Origin of the sequence: Pseudomonas lundensis (assembly GCF_002269125.1) — a bacterium.
Lineage (GTDB): Bacteria > Pseudomonadota > Gammaproteobacteria > Pseudomonadales > Pseudomonadaceae > Aquipseudomonas > Aquipseudomonas lundensis_A.
Genome location: NZ_NQKI01000039.1, coordinates 12,699 through 27,206 on the forward strand (window position 1 = coordinate 12,699; position 14,508 = coordinate 27,206).

Annotated in this window: 19 protein-coding genes; 10 read left to right on the plus strand and 9 right to left on the minus strand. The window is 54.4% G+C overall.

All coding sequences use genetic code 11. The features are described 5' to 3' along the window. The first annotated feature begins 698 nt into the window (after positions 1–698). From CJF39_RS19235 to CJF39_RS19250, 4 genes are all read left to right on the plus strand, one after another. A complete protein-coding gene (locus CJF39_RS19235) occupies positions 699–1,865 on the plus strand; it encodes an acyl-CoA dehydrogenase family protein (RefSeq protein WP_094994867.1) in 1,167 nt (388 codons plus the stop codon). Between the two features lie 9 nt (positions 1,866–1,874). Beyond that, complete coding sequence (locus CJF39_RS19240; RefSeq protein ID WP_094994868.1) at positions 1,875–2,150, plus strand: MoaD/ThiS family protein; 276 nt, start codon at positions 1,875–1,877, stop codon at positions 2,148–2,150. Position 2,151: 1 nt separating this feature from the next. Continuing rightward, positions 2,152–2,988, plus strand: a complete 837-nt coding sequence (locus CJF39_RS19245) for a hypothetical protein (RefSeq protein WP_094994869.1) — start codon at positions 2,152–2,154, stop codon at positions 2,986–2,988. Between the two features lie 143 nt (positions 2,989–3,131). Further along, entirely contained in the window at positions 3,132–3,671 is a 540-nt protein-coding gene (locus tag CJF39_RS19250) for a DUF4142 domain-containing protein (protein WP_094994870.1), read from the plus strand. Positions 3,672–3,716: 45 nt separating this feature from the next. Here the strand turns inward: CJF39_RS19250 and CJF39_RS19255 are convergent, their stop codons facing one another. The 5 genes from CJF39_RS19255 to CJF39_RS19275 all read right to left on the minus strand — a co-directional run bounded on the left by CJF39_RS19255 (position 3,717) and on the right by CJF39_RS19275 (position 6,792). After that, positions 3,717–4,133, minus strand: a complete 417-nt coding sequence (locus CJF39_RS19255) for a low affinity iron permease family protein (protein ID WP_094994871.1) — start codon at positions 4,131–4,133, stop codon at positions 3,717–3,719. A 108-nt stretch (positions 4,134–4,241) separates the two neighbouring features. Then, positions 4,242–4,571, minus strand: coding sequence for a hypothetical protein (locus CJF39_RS19260; protein ID WP_094994872.1), 330 nt, complete (start codon positions 4,569–4,571; stop codon positions 4,242–4,244). A gap of 118 nt (positions 4,572–4,689) precedes the next feature. Then, the gene (locus CJF39_RS19265) at positions 4,690–4,986 is read right to left on the minus strand and encodes a DUF6388 family protein (protein ID WP_094994873.1); all 297 of its coding nucleotides are present in this window, start codon (positions 4,984–4,986) and stop codon (positions 4,690–4,692) included. Positions 4,987–5,098: 112 nt separating this feature from the next. Next, positions 5,099–6,301, minus strand: a complete 1,203-nt coding sequence (locus CJF39_RS19270) for an MFS transporter (protein ID WP_094994874.1) — start codon at positions 6,299–6,301, stop codon at positions 5,099–5,101. A gap of 170 nt (positions 6,302–6,471) precedes the next feature. Beyond that, entirely contained in the window at positions 6,472–6,792 is a 321-nt protein-coding gene (locus CJF39_RS19275) for a DUF883 family protein (RefSeq protein ID WP_094994875.1), read from the minus strand. Between the two features lie 176 nt (positions 6,793–6,968). Here CJF39_RS19275 and CJF39_RS19280 point away from each other — a divergent pair, with 176 nt between their 5' ends. Then, a complete protein-coding gene (locus CJF39_RS19280) occupies positions 6,969–7,223 on the plus strand; it encodes a hypothetical protein (RefSeq protein ID WP_047273914.1) in 255 nt (84 codons plus the stop codon). An 18-nt stretch (positions 7,224–7,241) separates the two neighbouring features. On the opposite strand, the gene CJF39_RS19285 is transcribed toward CJF39_RS19280, so the two are convergent. Then, complete coding sequence (locus tag CJF39_RS19285; protein ID WP_094994876.1) at positions 7,242–7,724, minus strand: GreA/GreB family elongation factor; 483 nt, start codon at positions 7,722–7,724, stop codon at positions 7,242–7,244. A 24-nt stretch (positions 7,725–7,748) separates the two neighbouring features. Further along, positions 7,749–8,150 carry a hypothetical protein gene (locus CJF39_RS19290; protein ID WP_094994877.1) on the minus strand — a complete coding sequence of 134 codons (402 nt, stop codon included), beginning with the start codon at positions 8,148–8,150 and terminating at the stop codon, positions 7,749–7,751. A gap of 135 nt (positions 8,151–8,285) precedes the next feature. Between CJF39_RS19290 and earP the strand changes: the two genes are divergently transcribed. The 3 genes from earP to CJF39_RS19305 all read left to right on the plus strand — a co-directional run bounded on the left by earP (position 8,286) and on the right by CJF39_RS19305 (position 10,936). Next, positions 8,286–9,419, plus strand: coding sequence for an elongation factor P maturation arginine rhamnosyltransferase EarP (earP, locus tag CJF39_RS19295; RefSeq protein ID WP_094994878.1), 1,134 nt, complete (start codon positions 8,286–8,288; stop codon positions 9,417–9,419). Positions 9,420–9,468: 49 nt separating this feature from the next. Continuing rightward, complete coding sequence (locus CJF39_RS19300; protein WP_047273922.1) at positions 9,469–10,041, plus strand: elongation factor P; 573 nt, start codon at positions 9,469–9,471, stop codon at positions 10,039–10,041. Positions 10,042–10,183: 142 nt separating this feature from the next. Further along, positions 10,184–10,936, plus strand: coding sequence for a sulfite exporter TauE/SafE family protein (locus CJF39_RS19305; RefSeq protein WP_094994879.1), 753 nt, complete (start codon positions 10,184–10,186; stop codon positions 10,934–10,936). Here the strand turns inward: CJF39_RS19305 and CJF39_RS19310 are convergent. Beyond that, the gene (locus CJF39_RS19310) at positions 10,926–11,783 is read right to left on the minus strand and encodes a LysR substrate-binding domain-containing protein (protein ID WP_094994880.1); all 858 of its coding nucleotides are present in this window, start codon (positions 11,781–11,783) and stop codon (positions 10,926–10,928) included. The genes CJF39_RS19305 and CJF39_RS19310 overlap by 11 nt on opposite strands. 95 nt (positions 11,784–11,878) lie before the next feature. On the opposite strand from CJF39_RS19310, the gene CJF39_RS19315 reads away from it, so the two are divergent. Next, complete coding sequence (locus tag CJF39_RS19315; RefSeq protein ID WP_094994881.1) at positions 11,879–12,058, plus strand: DUF1127 domain-containing protein; 180 nt, start codon at positions 11,879–11,881, stop codon at positions 12,056–12,058. A gap of 64 nt (positions 12,059–12,122) precedes the next feature. On the opposite strand, the gene CJF39_RS19320 is transcribed toward CJF39_RS19315, so the two are convergent. Further along, entirely contained in the window at positions 12,123–13,469 is a 1,347-nt protein-coding gene (locus CJF39_RS19320) for a class II 3-deoxy-7-phosphoheptulonate synthase (RefSeq protein ID WP_094994882.1), read from the minus strand. Positions 13,470–13,630: 161 nt separating this feature from the next. On the opposite strand from CJF39_RS19320, the gene CJF39_RS19325 reads away from it, so the two are divergent. Next, positions 13,631–14,386 carry a spermidine synthase gene (locus tag CJF39_RS19325; protein WP_094994883.1) on the plus strand — a complete coding sequence of 252 codons (756 nt, stop codon included), beginning with the start codon at positions 13,631–13,633 and terminating at the stop codon, positions 14,384–14,386. Positions 14,387–14,508 lie beyond the last annotated feature (122 nt).

Below are 14,508 nucleotides of genomic sequence, written 5' to 3' on the forward strand. Positions count from 1 at the left end.
GCAAAGCCTAAGAGATACATCAATTCACTGTTGATGGGGGCGCCTAGTACCGTCATAACTTCTATGGCCTGATCTTGCGTCAGATCATTTTCACCCATCGGTACATACGCTGCTGCATGACAGGTTTTTCAGTATTGTTATTTGTAACTATCAGGCTATTACACCTGCCATCAATGTGATGGGCAGTTTGTAATTATCGAGTCGTGTTGAGTGATATAAGCGATTAACGTACTTCCTCGCCTTGTCCCTTGTTATGTAGCCCACTTGGGAGGTTCGATCTATCATTATCAGCTGTAACTGTCCGTGCGTTATCATGGATTAACCTGAATTAATCTGGATAAACTCGCGTTTCGACGTGGTGGGTATTTTTACAGGAAGGTGGCGTATGTGTACGGTGATAAATTATTTTAAACTTGATGGTGTATGTGTGTTTGTGGGGGTGTTTCTAAGTCAGTTTTTCAGGTTGCTTTGTTTATTGTAGTCGTTCGGGTTGCTGCCGATTGCATGTGTGGCCGCTTAAGGCGAACCATGTGTTGATTGTTGTGTGTCAGAAAAATTTGCATAAAAAGAAGGTTGCGGATTTTTTTTTGTCGCCTAAGCTTGGCCTTGGGTTGCGTGCGTCGTGAACCAAAATTGGAAGTTGGTTGTTTGTGTGCCCGCAAGGGCAGGTTGTGCTATTCGCCGTGGAAGGAGCTGCGATGAATATAGAGTGGCAAGGTGCTCAGGATATAAAAGATATTTACGGATGCCTTATAGATACTGAATTGAATGTTTCAGTTGAGGCTCGTGATCAGGCATCGGCTGTGATTACACACGCGCAAATGCAAAAGTTTGCCGGGCTTGGGATTTATACCTATAACCTGCCAGAAGCATGGGGTGGTTTGGGGTGGAAATATGCTCCATGGGGGCACGTGTTAGAAAAGATAGGTTATTTGTCTCTGGACGTCTCTTTCCCTTTTCTAATATCTGTCAGGATGTCATTCATCACGGCATTATTAGCTGTTCAGCGTGCTGATATCAATGACGTGTATATAAAGGATTTGATAGAGGGAAAAAAAGCGGGCGCGTTTGCTTACACAGAGAACGCAGATGCATTTTCATTTTTATCATGTGCAGTGCCTGAAAAGGGTGCTGAGTACTACGTGTTAAATGGATTGAAAGCAATTGTCACGGGCGCAGAAACTGCAGATATTTTTTTAATGTTTGTCCGTGCAGAGACTGCGGATATCCAGGTGTTTTTAGTGCGCGCTGATGACCCGGGTGTTGCAATAACGCCTCGTGCCATGCACGGCTGCCGTTCCACGGGGATTGCCACAGTGGAAATGGTCAATGTCAGGGTACATAAGAGTCGATTGCTGATTGCAACGGATGGTCTAAGCTTTGCTCAGCGTTACTTCCTCAATTGTCGACGCGCTTTACAAACCACTTTATTTCTAGGGCGGGCGCGCGCAGTCATTGAGGCGACACTGGCATATCTTCACACCACTGTGCGCCATCAGCGCCCCTTGATTGATCTTCAGCATGTGCAAGCCTTGGTGGGGGAAATGTACATCTTGCTTGAGTCTGCCAGAACGTCAGTCTTTTACGCCTTGAATCGGCAAGACCGAGCGGAGTCCGATCCCTATTGGGATTCAGTCTCTTCGTCCGCAAAATACCAGGCTGTTGAGGCGGTGAATAAAATTGCTGCCTTGGCTTTGAATGTGACAGGTGGATGGGGATATACCGAGAGTAGTGGCATTGGCCGGGCGCAACGAGATTTTGCATCCTTGATTGCAGGTGCTGATCCTCAAGAGAAACTTAAAGTTGATATTGGTATTCAGAAAATTCACGAAATGGAAATGCACAATCAACGCTGTCATCAGTAGGGAGGGATCATGCATATAAAATTATCAGGAAATTTGGCGCGGTTTATTAGCTATCAGCGTGCCCTGGATATTGATGTGGGGGAGCGGAATACGGTGATCGGTGTCATTTATAAAATGGTTGAACAGTACCCCGCCCTTAAGGAAGTGGTTTTAGATCGTCAAGGGGGTATGAAGCGAAATTTTCATGTGTCGTTGAACGGTGAGAAGATAAGAGTGGATGAGTTTCATAAAGAAACTCTTAATGAGGATCGGCTCGATATTTTTACAGCGATTGCGGGAGGTTAAAGTGAATGCAGAGCGCAGTGTTTCATCTACCTATGCTGTCGATCCGACATTATTTACGCCTGTGCAGTTTCATGCGCGAGCTTTACTGGGGTACAGCGTGAATGGTATTTGTACCTGGTTTATTAAACATTTAGGTGTGTCGATCGCACAGCAAGTGAGTGAGCACTGCCAGAGTATGGTCGTCGTCGGATGTGAGATTAATTATATTCGTCACTTGGATTTTTTTGAGGTTGGTGAGTTTACGGCAACCTTGGAAAAAGTCAGGGTTAGGCAGTCGAATTCTTTACTGGAGTTTTTCCATGTATTCACCGCTAACGGTGATGAATTCGTCCGCGTGGTTACGCGCTGGAAAATAGTAAGACTCGAAGGAGATGCCGCGTTATCAGCGGCGTCAGGGAATATGTGTGAGTCGCTATTGAAGCGGTTTAAACGTGCAGAGCTGGATCCATTACCCCTGCACCGGATATTACCGCTGAAGGTTGCCGAGATTGAGACTGCAGGTCAATTATATGTGCAGGGTTCGTATAGTCAGACTTTGCACCGGCATCAGTGCGAGGTTGCAGATCAATGGGCATTTCTTGAGTTGACCGCACTGGTGGCGCAGATGCGCGAGCGTGTTGTGATGTCGGCCTCTTCAGTTGAGTACCCGATGAGCGAAATACTTGGCATGCCGATACAACAGATAGCGATGGAGTTAAGTTGCCCTGTTTTCTTATTTGAGGAGATGCTCCTGGAAACGTACGTTTACCTGTTTGAAGCGCAATGGGTATTTCTTCATCGTATCTATAATCTCGACCGGGCGAAGGCATTGGCGGCAACGGTGATTGAAAGTTTTTAGCCGTTGCAAATGCAGTCATCAAGAGTCGCGGACATCCCGGCGAGTTACCATTCGTCGTTCCCGACAGGTTTTTCTAAACCTTTACCGACATTCACCTTCAGATTCAGTGCAGGGAATAAACCTGCCATTTTCTGGAGGATGTTATGAAAACCCTGAGTGCCCCTAAACGTTTCGTCGTTGGCTGTGCGTTGGCTTGTGCCGTGTTCATGGCAGGTTCTGCCGTGGCTGCAAGCCCCGCTGAGTTTGTTGACGAGGCGTCTGCGGCAGGGATTGCAGAAATCGAGAACAGCCGGATGGCGATTCAGAAAACCAAGTCAGTTGATATCAATAGCTATGCCGTAGAAGTGATCAAGGATTACACCGACGCCAACCGTGACCTTAAAGGCATTGCTCAGAAGCAAGGGCTGGAGGTGGCGGCGCAAGAGGATATTTTGAGCAAGGCCAAGTCGATGATGCTGCAAGTGCAGGAAGGCGCGTCGTTTGATGTGGCTTACGTGGCCAGCCAGGTAAAAACCCACGAAGACGCTATTTCATTGTTCAAGCAGCAGGCTCGTTATTCAACGTCGCCGCAGCTCAAGGCGTTTGCGAAGAAGTATTTGCCGAAGCTGGAGATGCATCTCGATATGGCCAAGAAGTTGGCTACTACGCATCAAAAAGGTGATGTTGATAAGCCGGTCAGTTAACCGACACGTGTTGCGCTGACGCGGTTACGCGTCAGCGCAATGAATTCATGGCCGACTCTCAGGTTTATCGTCAGCGGGGGTGATAACGGTTTCAGTGCACGTCACTTCAACCGCTTGGTTTTCGCCTATCTGTTTGTACTGCTTGCGGATGTTACGCAATTCTTTGGTGTCCAGTGCATCGAGGTTGAGCACGGCATTTTGGGCTTCTTTGGTCACGCGCAGAAGTTCATCAATCTTGATATGCAGTACATCGTTGTCGCGGTTCTGGGTGTTTTGGATGAGGAACACCATCAGGAAGGTGATGATGGTAGTGGACGTGTTGATGATCAGTTGCCACGTATCGTTGTAATGGAAAAAAGGCCCCGAAACAGCCCACATCACGATGAGTAATATCGCGATCTGGAAGGTTTTGGGGCTTCCTGCGCGTTTGGCAAGTCCTTGGGAAAAGGTATCGAATTTCATCTGCGGGCCTCTAAGTGATCGTTATAGCTCAGACCGCAAGGTGCCTTTGAAATTCTTTTTTACAATTACCTTTTCGTACCGTTTGGAATGATTGCACTCAATTACGCATTACGGCTTGACCGCCCCGGGCAGTGACGAACGCGGCTGCACCGAGCGGCCACCGTCGCCTATCGGGCCATTGCCATCCGTGTTCATACCGCCTTGACGGCCCGCATCGTTGCCTTGAATGCGTGGGTCGACTGATGGGTGCGTCGGGGTGTCTGCATCGTTGTGGATTTTGGAATCCTGATTGATGTTGGGTTCAATTCCTTGGGTCGCCGGCGGGGTGACGGACTCTTTGGGAAGGGTCGGGCCGGTGGAAGACGAAGCCGCGTAGCTGCTGACGGACACAATGCCCAATGCAGTGGCGAAAGAAAGGCGTTTTATCAAGGTCATCATGAGGTCGACTCCAGAGTGGGGAGGGCTACATGATGTTGGTGTGTGAACAGCACACGTTCGTGCTACCCAAGTGACGAGCGGTTATCAGGTAATCGCTGCGTCACTGGAGGCATCACGCTCAAACGGCGATGTCGTTTAAGCTGCAGTATTCTTCCCAGCTCATGTCGAGGGCTTCAGCGACTTCCTGATGGACTTCCCGGCGCATGGTGAGCAGTTCCTCCGGCGATCGGGCGATGAGTTCCAGGGCCAGCTCCCACGCTTCGAGGCCGCGGCTTTGAGCTTCGTCTTCAAATGCCCAGAGGATTTGTTGCTGGCGATCCTCCTGGCTGAGGTCTTTCATTTCCTCGATCAATTCAGGGTGCCCTTTGATGAACGTATCCAGGGCGAGTTCATTGCGGGATTCTTTAGGGATCATTCGTATTCTCGGGCCATTAAGGGCAATAAAACGACCTGCTAAGACAGGCCGTTTTCAAGGTGTGGAGCATCCTAGCGGCTTCATCCGGTGATGAAAAGTGCTGCAATACGCCCTATACGACAGGCTGTAGCTTGCTTTCTCGTTGCAGGGCATAACCCCACACGGCGAGTGTCAGGGTCGCGATGACTGCGCCGACCATGACGATGCCTTCCCAGCCGTAAAGCGGATAGGTTTGTGCGCCTGCGAGCGAGCCCAGAGCGCCGCCAATGAAATAGCACGTGATGTAGCCGGCATTAAGGCGATTGCGCGCCGCGGGCCGGATTTGAAACACGGCGTTCTGGTTGCTCACGTGTACCAGTTGCACCGCAAAATCCAGTGCCAGCACGCCGATCAACAGGGCGACAAGCGAACTACCGGCAAATGCCATGGGCAGCCAGCAGGCCAGCAACACCAATAAGCCCACAGTGGTGGCCTGTTGCCCCTTACCGCGATCAGCCATACGTCCTGCCCAATTGGCCGCCACAGCACCCACAGCGCCAGCCAGGCCGAACAGTCCGATCACTGCGTCTGAATAACCGTAGGGCGGCATTGCCAGCAGAAAGGCCAATGGCGTCCAGAACAAGGCGAACAGTGAGAATGTCAGCAGGCCCAAGAGGGCGCGCAGGCGCAAGACGGGTTCTTCGACAAACAGGCGAAATACCGATCCTAGCAGTTTCGGGTAGCTCAACCCTGCGCTCTGGTGGTGATTGGGCAAGGCGCAGTACAACGCGATGGCACTGATGAACATCAGTGCTGCGGCGAGCAGATAAATAGTGCGCCAGTCACCCGCCGAGGACAATGCGCCTGCAACCGTACGTGCCAGCAGGATGCCCAGCAGCAGGCCGCTCATTAACGTACCGACTACACGGCCGCGGCTTTGCGGATCAGTCAGGCTGGCGGCCATGGGCACCAAAACCTGAGCCGATACGGAAAATAAACCAGTGATGGCCGTGCCCAGCAGTAACAGGGTCAGTGACGGGGCGAAGGCGCTAAGGAGCAAGCCCAGTGCGCTGAGGACAGTCATGCTGACGATCAGGCGGCGTTGCTCAAAAAGGTCGCCCAACGGCACAAGTAATAACAGGCCAGCGCCATAACTCAGTTGGGCAGTGATCACGACGGTGCCGGCACCGCTCATGCTCAAGCCAAGTTCTTGTGCAATGGTGTGCAACAAGGGCTGGGCGTAATAATTGCTGGCGACAGCCAGGCCGGTGGCAGTGGCCATTAGCAGGATCAGAGCGGTACTTAAAGGTTTATGACGGGCAGGGGAGGTGGACATTGACTGTCTCATCGGCGTTGAGTGTGGCGCGAAGTATCAGGACTGCTAGCCTTCTATGTCACTGAATATGTCAAAATTTTCGAGCCGCAAACAACAAAGCCCTTCGCCGTGAGGTCGGAGGGCTTTGTACAGACTGCGTTTTCTGAGGAGGCCGAAGCGCCCTGGCTGTCTTAGTTGCGACGGCCCAGCAGCAGGCCAACTACCAGGCCGAAACCGGCGGAAATCGCCACGGTCTGCCATGGATGGCCGCCAATATAGTTCTCGGTGGCATCGACCACCGGCTTGGTGCGCTCGCGCACGTTGTTGACCGAGTCCATTGCCTGTTTAAGCTTCAGGCCAACCTGCGCACGCAGGGTCTCGCCTTCTTCGCCCACCAGCGATGCGCTGTCTTTTAGCAGTTTTTCGGATTCGGCGATCAATTCTTGCAGCTCGCTGAAAGCTTGATCCTTGATCTGGTCTTCAGCGGCTTGTACGGCGTTTTTTCGAGCCATTGCGGTACTCCTTGCAGGTGAAAAGCGTATGAGTAATGGAGTCAATCCCGTCCTGAAAAGTTGCATCTGTTTTGCGGGATACGCGGTATTGAGCTGACAGCGTAGTTAAAAACCTGGCTGAGACACTTCTTTTGAAGGTGTAAGATGTACACCAATTTACGCCGCAGGAACATTTCATGAGCTTCAATCTCGCCAATAAGCCCCTTGCTGAGCGTGCTGCGCTTGAAGATGAAAAGTCACGTCTGTTTGACCTTTGGCAGAGCAATCTGGGCAAGGCCAAAGGGGATGCGGCGCGCCTGTTCGGTGAGCGCGCCAAGCGCAAGGGCAAATGGGCTGAGTGGGTCCGTTCCGAGCTGGACGGCATGTCCCCGCCCGAGTACGCCAACATGGTGCGCAGTGAAGTGAACCGTCTGATGGCTGCCGCGAAATAACGCGCCTAACAAGGCTGTCTAGAAAGCGGCGCACACGCTGAACGTTTGTACCGCAGCGCCTACCTTGATTTGCACTTCATCGTCGACCTGTTTGCCCAGCAGCGCCGCGCCCAGCGGCGAGCGAGGTGTGATGACGGTGATGTTTTGCCCGTTTGCTTTAAGTGTCAGACCTGCGGCATCGGGGGCCAGCAACAGGTATTGCGGGTTGCCATTTGCTGTTTCTAGGCACACCAGCGCGCCGACCTGAATGCCGCGCGCGGGATCCAGGGGCTCCAGCGACATGGCCTGGCAACGTTTAAGCGCCTGACGAATTTCCTCAACCCGACGTGCCTGACCCGTGGCCAGATAAGAGGCTTCAAGCCCGAGGGTGTCGTACTTGTTCTCGGCCACATTTTCTTCGTGGGTGGCAGCTTCGTAGGCGGTCTGAGCCGCACGTTGCAGCACGTCGAGATCAATATCGAGCTTCTCAAGTAACAGGCGGTGTACATCGGTTTTGTTCATAGGGGCGGACGATCGGATCTTCAGTTAATTGCAAAATCGCAGCACATTGGCGCGGCTTTTGTCGGTAGGTGCGTTCTGATCTTGCTGTAGCCAAAACTGGCAGGTGGGATTCGACACGTTGCGGTTGCTGTCCCGCGCCTGCTCCAGACGTTGCTGTTGTGCGTGTTGATAAAGGTTTTGCTGATATTGCTCGAACATCACATTGCTTGGGGCGGGAAGTTCCGTCACCGGGGGCGTTGCTGTTGTCTGGCCAAGGATGGCTGCCACCGGCGCCAACGAGGCGGGTCCGGCTGCGCGATAGATCAACCAGCCCGTCAAGGCTATCGCTACAAACCCGAGCCAAAGCCCAAGGGCAATACAGCCGATCAGTGAAAGCGGGCTGAGGGTTACTGACAATCGACGGCGAGCAATCGGACGAGCGGGCATGGCAGCCTCCGGGCGGGCGCGAGATGTGAGTGAGCCGCGATTGTCGCACGACTGTTCCGCAGATTAATCCGTCATAACGCTTCTGTCCCTGCTGTTTTATGCGGACAATCGGTCCTTTGAATGTTGGAGCCCGGAATGAAAGTCTCCTGGGATATTTTTTGCAGTGTGGTCGATAACTACGGCGACATTGGCGTTACGTGGCGTCTGGCCCGTCAACTGGCCGCTGAACATGATATGGCGGTGCGCTTATGGGTCGACGATTTGCAGGCGTTCGTGCCGCTATGTCCTGAGGCGGATGCCACGGCCCGGCAGCAATGGCAGCAGGGTGTGGATGTTCGCCAGTGGCCACAGGAGTGGGCTGCGGTGGCAGTGGCTGATGTGGTCGTCGAGGCGTTCGGCTGCAAATTGCCAGAGCCTTATCTGCGCGACATGAAAGAGCGAGTCAGCCCCGCGTTGTGGATTAATCTTGAATACCTGAGCGCTGAAGACTGGGTGGTGGGGTGCCACGGCTTGCCTTCACTGCGGCCCGATGGCCTCAAACGGATGTTCTTTTTCCCTGGCTTTGAAACGGGTACGGGAGGCTTGTTGCGCGAAGGCGACTTACTGGCTCGGCGTCTGGCCTTTGAGCGTGATCCGCGGGTGCGACACGCGTTCCTGCAAGCGCTCGGGGTCAACCCCGTCCCGGGTGTGCGCCTGATTACGTTATTTGCTTACGAAAATACCGCGTTGGCCAGTTGGCTGACAGCCCTGTCAAGGGGCGATCACCCGACGCACTTGCTGGTTCCGCAAGGGCGAATCATGGCGGACGTATTGCGCTGGCTTGACGTTCAGGCATTACCGCTCACGACCGTTGAACAGCGCGGTCGTTTGACTGTTCAGGCTTTGCCGTTTGTCCGGCAGGAAGACTACGACCGCCTCTTGTGGAGTTGTGACTTCAATGCCGTTCGGGGTGAGGACTCGTTTGTGCGGGCGCAGTGGGCAGGTCGCCCGTTGCTTTGGCATATCTATGAACAGGAAGAAAATGCCCATTGGGTCAAGCTCAAAGCCTTCCTGGCGTTATACGTCAAAGGCCTGTCACCGGCTGCCGCGCAGGGATTTACCGACTTGTGGCTGGCCTGGAATGCGGGCGCAGACATGACCAAAAGTTGGAACGATGTACAGGAACACTGGGTAGAACTCTCCGCCCACGCTGAGCGCTGGTGTCTACAACAGGCAAACCAGGCCGATCTTGCGCAAGCGCTGGTACTGTTTTATAGAAATTGGATATGATACGCGGCCTAGATTTTTGTAAATCTCAATCCAAATTCGGATACTCGCAATGAAAACTGGTAAAGAGCTTAAACCCGGCACAGTCATCAAGCTCGAAAACGACCCTTGGTTGGTTCAGAAAGCTGAATTCACCAAGTCGGGCCGTAACAGCGCGATCATGAAGACCAAGCTGAAGAACCTGCTGACTGGCTACAAGACTGAAATCGTTTACAGCGCTGACGACAAGCTGGACGACGTGATCCTGGACCGTAAAGAAGCGACCCTGTCCTTCATCTCCGGCGACACCTACACGTTCATGGACACCACTGACTACACCATGTACGAGCTGAACGCTGAAGACATCGAAGCCGTTCTGCCTTTCGTCGAAGAAGGCATGACTGACGTTTGCGAAGCTATTTTCTTCGAAGACCGTCTGGTTTCCGTTGAGCTGCCGACCACTATCGTGCGTCAGGTTGACTACACCGAAGGTTCCGCTCGCGGCGATACCTCGGGCAAAGTGATGAAGCCTGCCAAACTGAAAAACGGTACCGAGCTGAGCGTTGCAGATTTCGTTGAAATCGGCGACTGGATCGAGATCGATACCCGTGACGGTGGTTCCTACAAGGGCCGCGCCAAGGTTTAATCCTTGCGTTCACCGCACGACAAAAAACCCGACCATAAGGTCGGGTTTTTTTTGCTTCATGAAATCGTGTGCAAGGCCCGGCTTTGAGCTTTGCCAGAGGTCCTGGACTGGGTAGCATGGCCGCTCGACGTGAGGGCTGGCGATGTTGATGGATTTTGTGATGTACAGCGCTTTGGGTGTTGCGCTGGGGGCGATGGGTGGATTGTTCGGCATCGGCGGTGGCTTGATTGCCATTCCTGTGCTGGGCCTGTGGTTTGGTCTGGATCAACAGATGGCGCAGGGCACGGCCTTGGTCATGTCAGTGCCCAATGTCTTGGTGGCGCTGTATCGCTATAACCAGCGCAATCGCATCGATTGGCGTCAGGCATTGCCGCTGGTGGTCATGAGTTTCTGTTTTGCGTGGCTGGGGGCGATGCTCGCAGTGGGCCTGGATCAGCGTGTCATCCGTTGGGGGTTTGTCGGGTTTTTGCTGGCCATTACGCTTTATAACCTGATCAAGTTGTACGGCACCGTGGGCCACAACCCTAAGGGCGCGCGCTATGGTTGGCCGTGGTTTGGTGTGCTGGGGGCTGTGGCGGGTACGACCGGCGGGTTATTCGGCGTCGGCGGTGCCGTGGTGGCAGCCCCGGTGTTGACCAGCGTTTTCGGCACCTCGCAAATCATGGCGCAAGGGCTGTCACTGGCATTGGCTGCGCCAAGCACCAGTGTCACGCTGCTGACCTACGCCGCTCATCAAGAGGTGAACTGGCTGATGGGCATTCCCATGGCCATTGGGGGGTTGCTGAGTATCAGTTGGGGGGTCAAGGTTGCGCACGCCTTGCCTGAACGGGTACTGCGCGGTTTGTATTGCGGTTTTTTGCTGATATGTGCGGGGCTGCTGGCCATCAAGGCTTGAAGCCATCGACGATGTATTGAGCAAAACATTCAATGATCGGTGAGGGTGGGGCGCTGGGTTTGCGTAACAGCACAATGCTTGCCGTTGGCAGCAGCGGCAGATTTTCGGCTTCTCCGACGATGCGCAAGTCGGGTGTCAACAGGCTTTCGAGCTGTGCGGTGACTGCCAGGCCAGTGCTCACCACGGCATTGATGGCGGCCAGGCTGGCGCTGGTGTAAGCGACCCGGTAGTCGCGCTGCATTGCATCCAGTGCGTTGCAGGCCCAAATCCGGCAAAAGCACTCGGTGTTGAACATGGCCAGCGGCAACGGCGTTTGTTCATGGGGTGTGAAACCCGCCGCCACCATCCACACAAAACGCTCCTGACGCAGGATTTGCCCCCTCTCGGATCCAGGCTTGCGGGTGACGATGGTCAGGTCCAAATCGTTGCGTTGCAGCAGCAAGGCGGACGGCTCGCAGTGCACTTCAACATTGATCAGCGGGTAGTCCTGAGCGAATCGCGACAGTATCCCGGGCAAAAATCGCATCACATAATCGTCCGGTGAGCCGATCTTGATCATGCCCACCATGTGTGGTTGGCGCAGGGTATTAAAGACCTCACCGTGCAGTTTCAGAATGCGCCGCGCATAGCCAAGGAGCACGTGGCCTTCAGTGGTGAGCGACACCGTACGCCCGTCGCGCTGAAACAACGCACATTGCAGCACATCCTCTTCCAGCCGCTTCATTTGCATGCTTACCGCAGACTGAGTGCGGTTGACCACGTCGGCGGCCCGCGTAAAGCCGCCATGATCGGCAATGGCCACGAAGGTGCGCAGTAAATCGGTGTCGATACTGGGGAAATCAGCCATGCATCAATCTCTGAGATGATTCGCATAAGAAACATTCGTTGGATTGATCTTATGCGCAGTCAGACACTTGAGCCATCCCAAGGAGGACTCAAGCGATGAAAGGTCAGATGGCTGCAACAGCGTGGGCACGCATCATTCGGTGGCATCAGCTAGCCCGCGAGCGGGCGTGTTTGCGCAAGATCAGTGACGCGACGCTCAAGGATCTTGGGCTTAGCCGGGCCGATGTTGAAATCGAAAGCAATCGGCACTTCTGGGAAGACCCGTTTAACAAATAAACGGGTCTTCATGCACCCTTGTGCCGTTGCTGAAGGGCGAGGCCGTTGTGGCAGGCACGCTTTTTCAGCGTTTGACTTGCTTGAGTGTTTCGGCAATCAAAAACGCCAGCTCCAGTGACTGATCGGCATTCATCCGCGGGTCGCAATGGGTGTGATAGCGGTCCGACAACCCGTCTTCGGTGATCGGGCGTGCGCCACCAATGCACTCGGTGACGTTTTGACCTGTCATTTCGATGTGAATCCCGCCGGCGTAGCTGCCCTCGGCCTGGTGCACCTGGAAGAAGTGCTTCACTTCGCGAAGGATCTGTTCAAAGTCGCGGGTCTTGTAACCGCTGCTGGCCTTGATGGTATTGCCATGCATCGGGTCGCAGCTCCAGAGTACCTGCTTGCCGGCACCTTCGACCGCACGAATCAACGGCGGCAAGTGATCGCCCACCTTGTCGGCCCCCATGCGCGCGATCAAGTTGAGACGGCCAGGGTCGTTATTCGGGTTGAGGGTGTCGATCAGCCGCAACAAGTCATCGGTATTCATGCTCGGGCCGACCTTGACCCCTATCGGGTTATGGACCCCGCGCAAAAACTCGACATGAGCGCCGTCCAGCTGGCGCGTACGATCACCGATCCACAGCATGTGAGCCGAACAATCGTAGTAATCGTTGGTCAGGCTGTCGCGACGCACGAAGGCTTCTTCGTAATTGAGCAGCAGCGCCTCGTGGGCGGTGAAGAAACTGGTTTCGCGCAATTGCGGCGAGCTGTCCATGCCGCAGGCGCGCATGAAGGCCAGGGTTTCATCAATGCGGGTGGCCAGTTGGCTGTACTTTTCAGCCAGGGCCGAATTGGCGATGAAGTCCAGATTCCATTTGTGTACCTGATGCAGGTCGGCAAAACCGCCCTGTGCAAAGGCGCGCAGCAGGTTCAGTGTGGCAGTGGACTGGTTGTAAGCCTGCACCAGCCGCTCGGGGTCCGGAACGCGGCTTTTTTCATCAAAACCGATGCCATTCACGATGTCGCCGCGATAGGCCGGGAGCGTTACCCCATTGAGGGTTTCATCATTGGCCGAGCGCGGTTTGGCGAACTGGCCGGCCATGCGACCGACTTTAACGACCGGGCAACCGGCCGCGAAGGTCATGACGATGGCCATTTGCAGTAACACTTTGAATGTGTCGCGAATCTTGGCGGCGGAAAACTCGGCAAAACTTTCAGCGCAATCGCCACCTTGAAGCAGAAAAGCCCGACCCTGTGTAACTTCTGCAAATTGACGGCGCAACTCGCGTGCCTCGCCTGCAAAGACCAGCGGCGGATAACTGGCCAGGCTCTGCTCGACCCGCAGCAAGTGCGCGGGGTCAGGGTAGATGGGTTGTTGCTGGATTGGCAGGGCTCGCCAACTGTCGGGGCTCCAGGATTGGCTCATCGCAGACTCTAATGTGGAAGTGAGGTGGGCCATGGTAGCAGCAAATTAGTGCGTGACCTGTCGCGCTGCTATGGCCGACAATCGCGCCTTTCTGCTCGGCGCCGAGTGGTGGTTTTTTAGTGCGATGCCCGGGTTGTGCCGGGTCGCAGCAAGGAGAGGAAATGTCTGAGGAGCGCGTTGAGCGTCTGCTCGCCGAAGTTCATGATGACTTCGGCATGATTCGGGTGCTTGAAGTGGAGGATTACCGCTTCCTCGAATTTGGCAATGCGATCGAGCAAAGTTGCGTCTTCACGGCTGATCCCAGTTGGCTGGAGTATGACTACACCCGCGCCATGCTGATTGGCGCGCTGTGCCATGAAGCCCCCGAGAGCGCGCTGTTTTTAGGATTGGGCGCAGGTACCCTGACTCAGGCATGCCTCAAGTTCTTGCCCCTCGAAGATGTCGAAGCCATTGAATTGCGACCCGACGTACCTCGTCTGGCCATCGAGTACCTGGGGCTGGACGATGACCCCCGGCTGTATATCCGTATCGGGGACGCACTGGAACTGCTCGAAAGTGCCGAGTCGGCGGACCTGATTTTTGTTGACCTCTATAACGACCTTGGGCCTGCGTCAGGGCATTTGGCCTGGGGGTTTCTCGAAAACTGTCAGAAGAAACTCAATCCGGGCGGGTGGCTGATCATTAACCAGTGGGCCACCGATGATGGCAAGCCCTTGGGGGCGGCCCTGTTGCGGGGGCTGTACCATCGCCATTACTGGGAGTTGCCGGTGAAGGAGGGCAACGTGATCCTCATGGTGCCGGCGGACCTGGAGCAGACACTGGACCCGGGCGCCGTGTCAGGGCGTGCTCAGGCGCTGGCGTCGTCGCTGGGGTATTCGCTGGAGCCCCTGATCAAGGCCATCCGGCCTGCCACGTAACAGCGCAAAGATGAAACGTTTTAGCCTTTGGCCCCGAGTGGCCAAGGGTTTTACGTTTTTTCGCGGTTCAAAATATCCTCAAAGCCCGGTCTATAGAGGCATACAGCGCTTTTTTCCTTAAA

Coding starts and splice junctions, on each gene's coding strand:
- CJF39_RS19235 (WP_094994867.1), top strand. CDS start 699: ATGAATATAGAGTGGCAAGGTGCTCAGGATATAAAAGATATTTACGGA.
- CJF39_RS19240 (WP_094994868.1), top strand. CDS start 1,875: ATGCATATAAAATTATCAGGAAATTTGGCGCGGTTTATTAGCTATCAG.
- CJF39_RS19250 (WP_094994870.1), top strand. CDS start 3,132: ATGAAAACCCTGAGTGCCCCTAAACGTTTCGTCGTTGGCTGTGCGTTG.
- CJF39_RS19255 (WP_094994871.1), bottom strand. CDS start 4,133: ATGAAATTCGATACCTTTTCCCAAGGACTTGCCAAACGCGCAGGAAGC.
- CJF39_RS19260 (WP_094994872.1), bottom strand. CDS start 4,571: ATGATGACCTTGATAAAACGCCTTTCTTTCGCCACTGCATTGGGCATT.
- CJF39_RS19265 (WP_094994873.1), bottom strand. CDS start 4,986: ATGATCCCTAAAGAATCCCGCAATGAACTCGCCCTGGATACGTTCATC.
- CJF39_RS19270 (WP_094994874.1), bottom strand. CDS start 6,301: ATGTCCACCTCCCCTGCCCGTCATAAACCTTTAAGTACCGCTCTGATC.
- CJF39_RS19275 (WP_094994875.1), bottom strand. CDS start 6,792: ATGGCTCGAAAAAACGCCGTACAAGCCGCTGAAGACCAGATCAAGGAT.
- CJF39_RS19280 (WP_047273914.1), top strand. CDS start 6,969: ATGAGCTTCAATCTCGCCAATAAGCCCCTTGCTGAGCGTGCTGCGCTT.
- CJF39_RS19285 (WP_094994876.1), bottom strand. CDS start 7,724: ATGAACAAAACCGATGTACACCGCCTGTTACTTGAGAAGCTCGATATT.
- CJF39_RS19290 (WP_094994877.1), bottom strand. CDS start 8,150: ATGCCCGCTCGTCCGATTGCTCGCCGTCGATTGTCAGTAACCCTCAGC.
- earP (WP_094994878.1), top strand. CDS start 8,286: ATGAAAGTCTCCTGGGATATTTTTTGCAGTGTGGTCGATAACTACGGC.
- CJF39_RS19300 (WP_047273922.1), top strand. CDS start 9,469: ATGAAAACTGGTAAAGAGCTTAAACCCGGCACAGTCATCAAGCTCGAA.
- CJF39_RS19305 (WP_094994879.1), top strand. CDS start 10,184: ATGTTGATGGATTTTGTGATGTACAGCGCTTTGGGTGTTGCGCTGGGG.
- CJF39_RS19310 (WP_094994880.1), bottom strand. CDS start 11,783: ATGGCTGATTTCCCCAGTATCGACACCGATTTACTGCGCACCTTCGTG.
- CJF39_RS19315 (WP_094994881.1), top strand. CDS start 11,879: ATGAAAGGTCAGATGGCTGCAACAGCGTGGGCACGCATCATTCGGTGG.
- CJF39_RS19320 (WP_094994882.1), bottom strand. CDS start 13,469: ATGAGCCAATCCTGGAGCCCCGACAGTTGGCGAGCCCTGCCAATCCAG.
- CJF39_RS19325 (WP_094994883.1), top strand. CDS start 13,631: ATGTCTGAGGAGCGCGTTGAGCGTCTGCTCGCCGAAGTTCATGATGAC.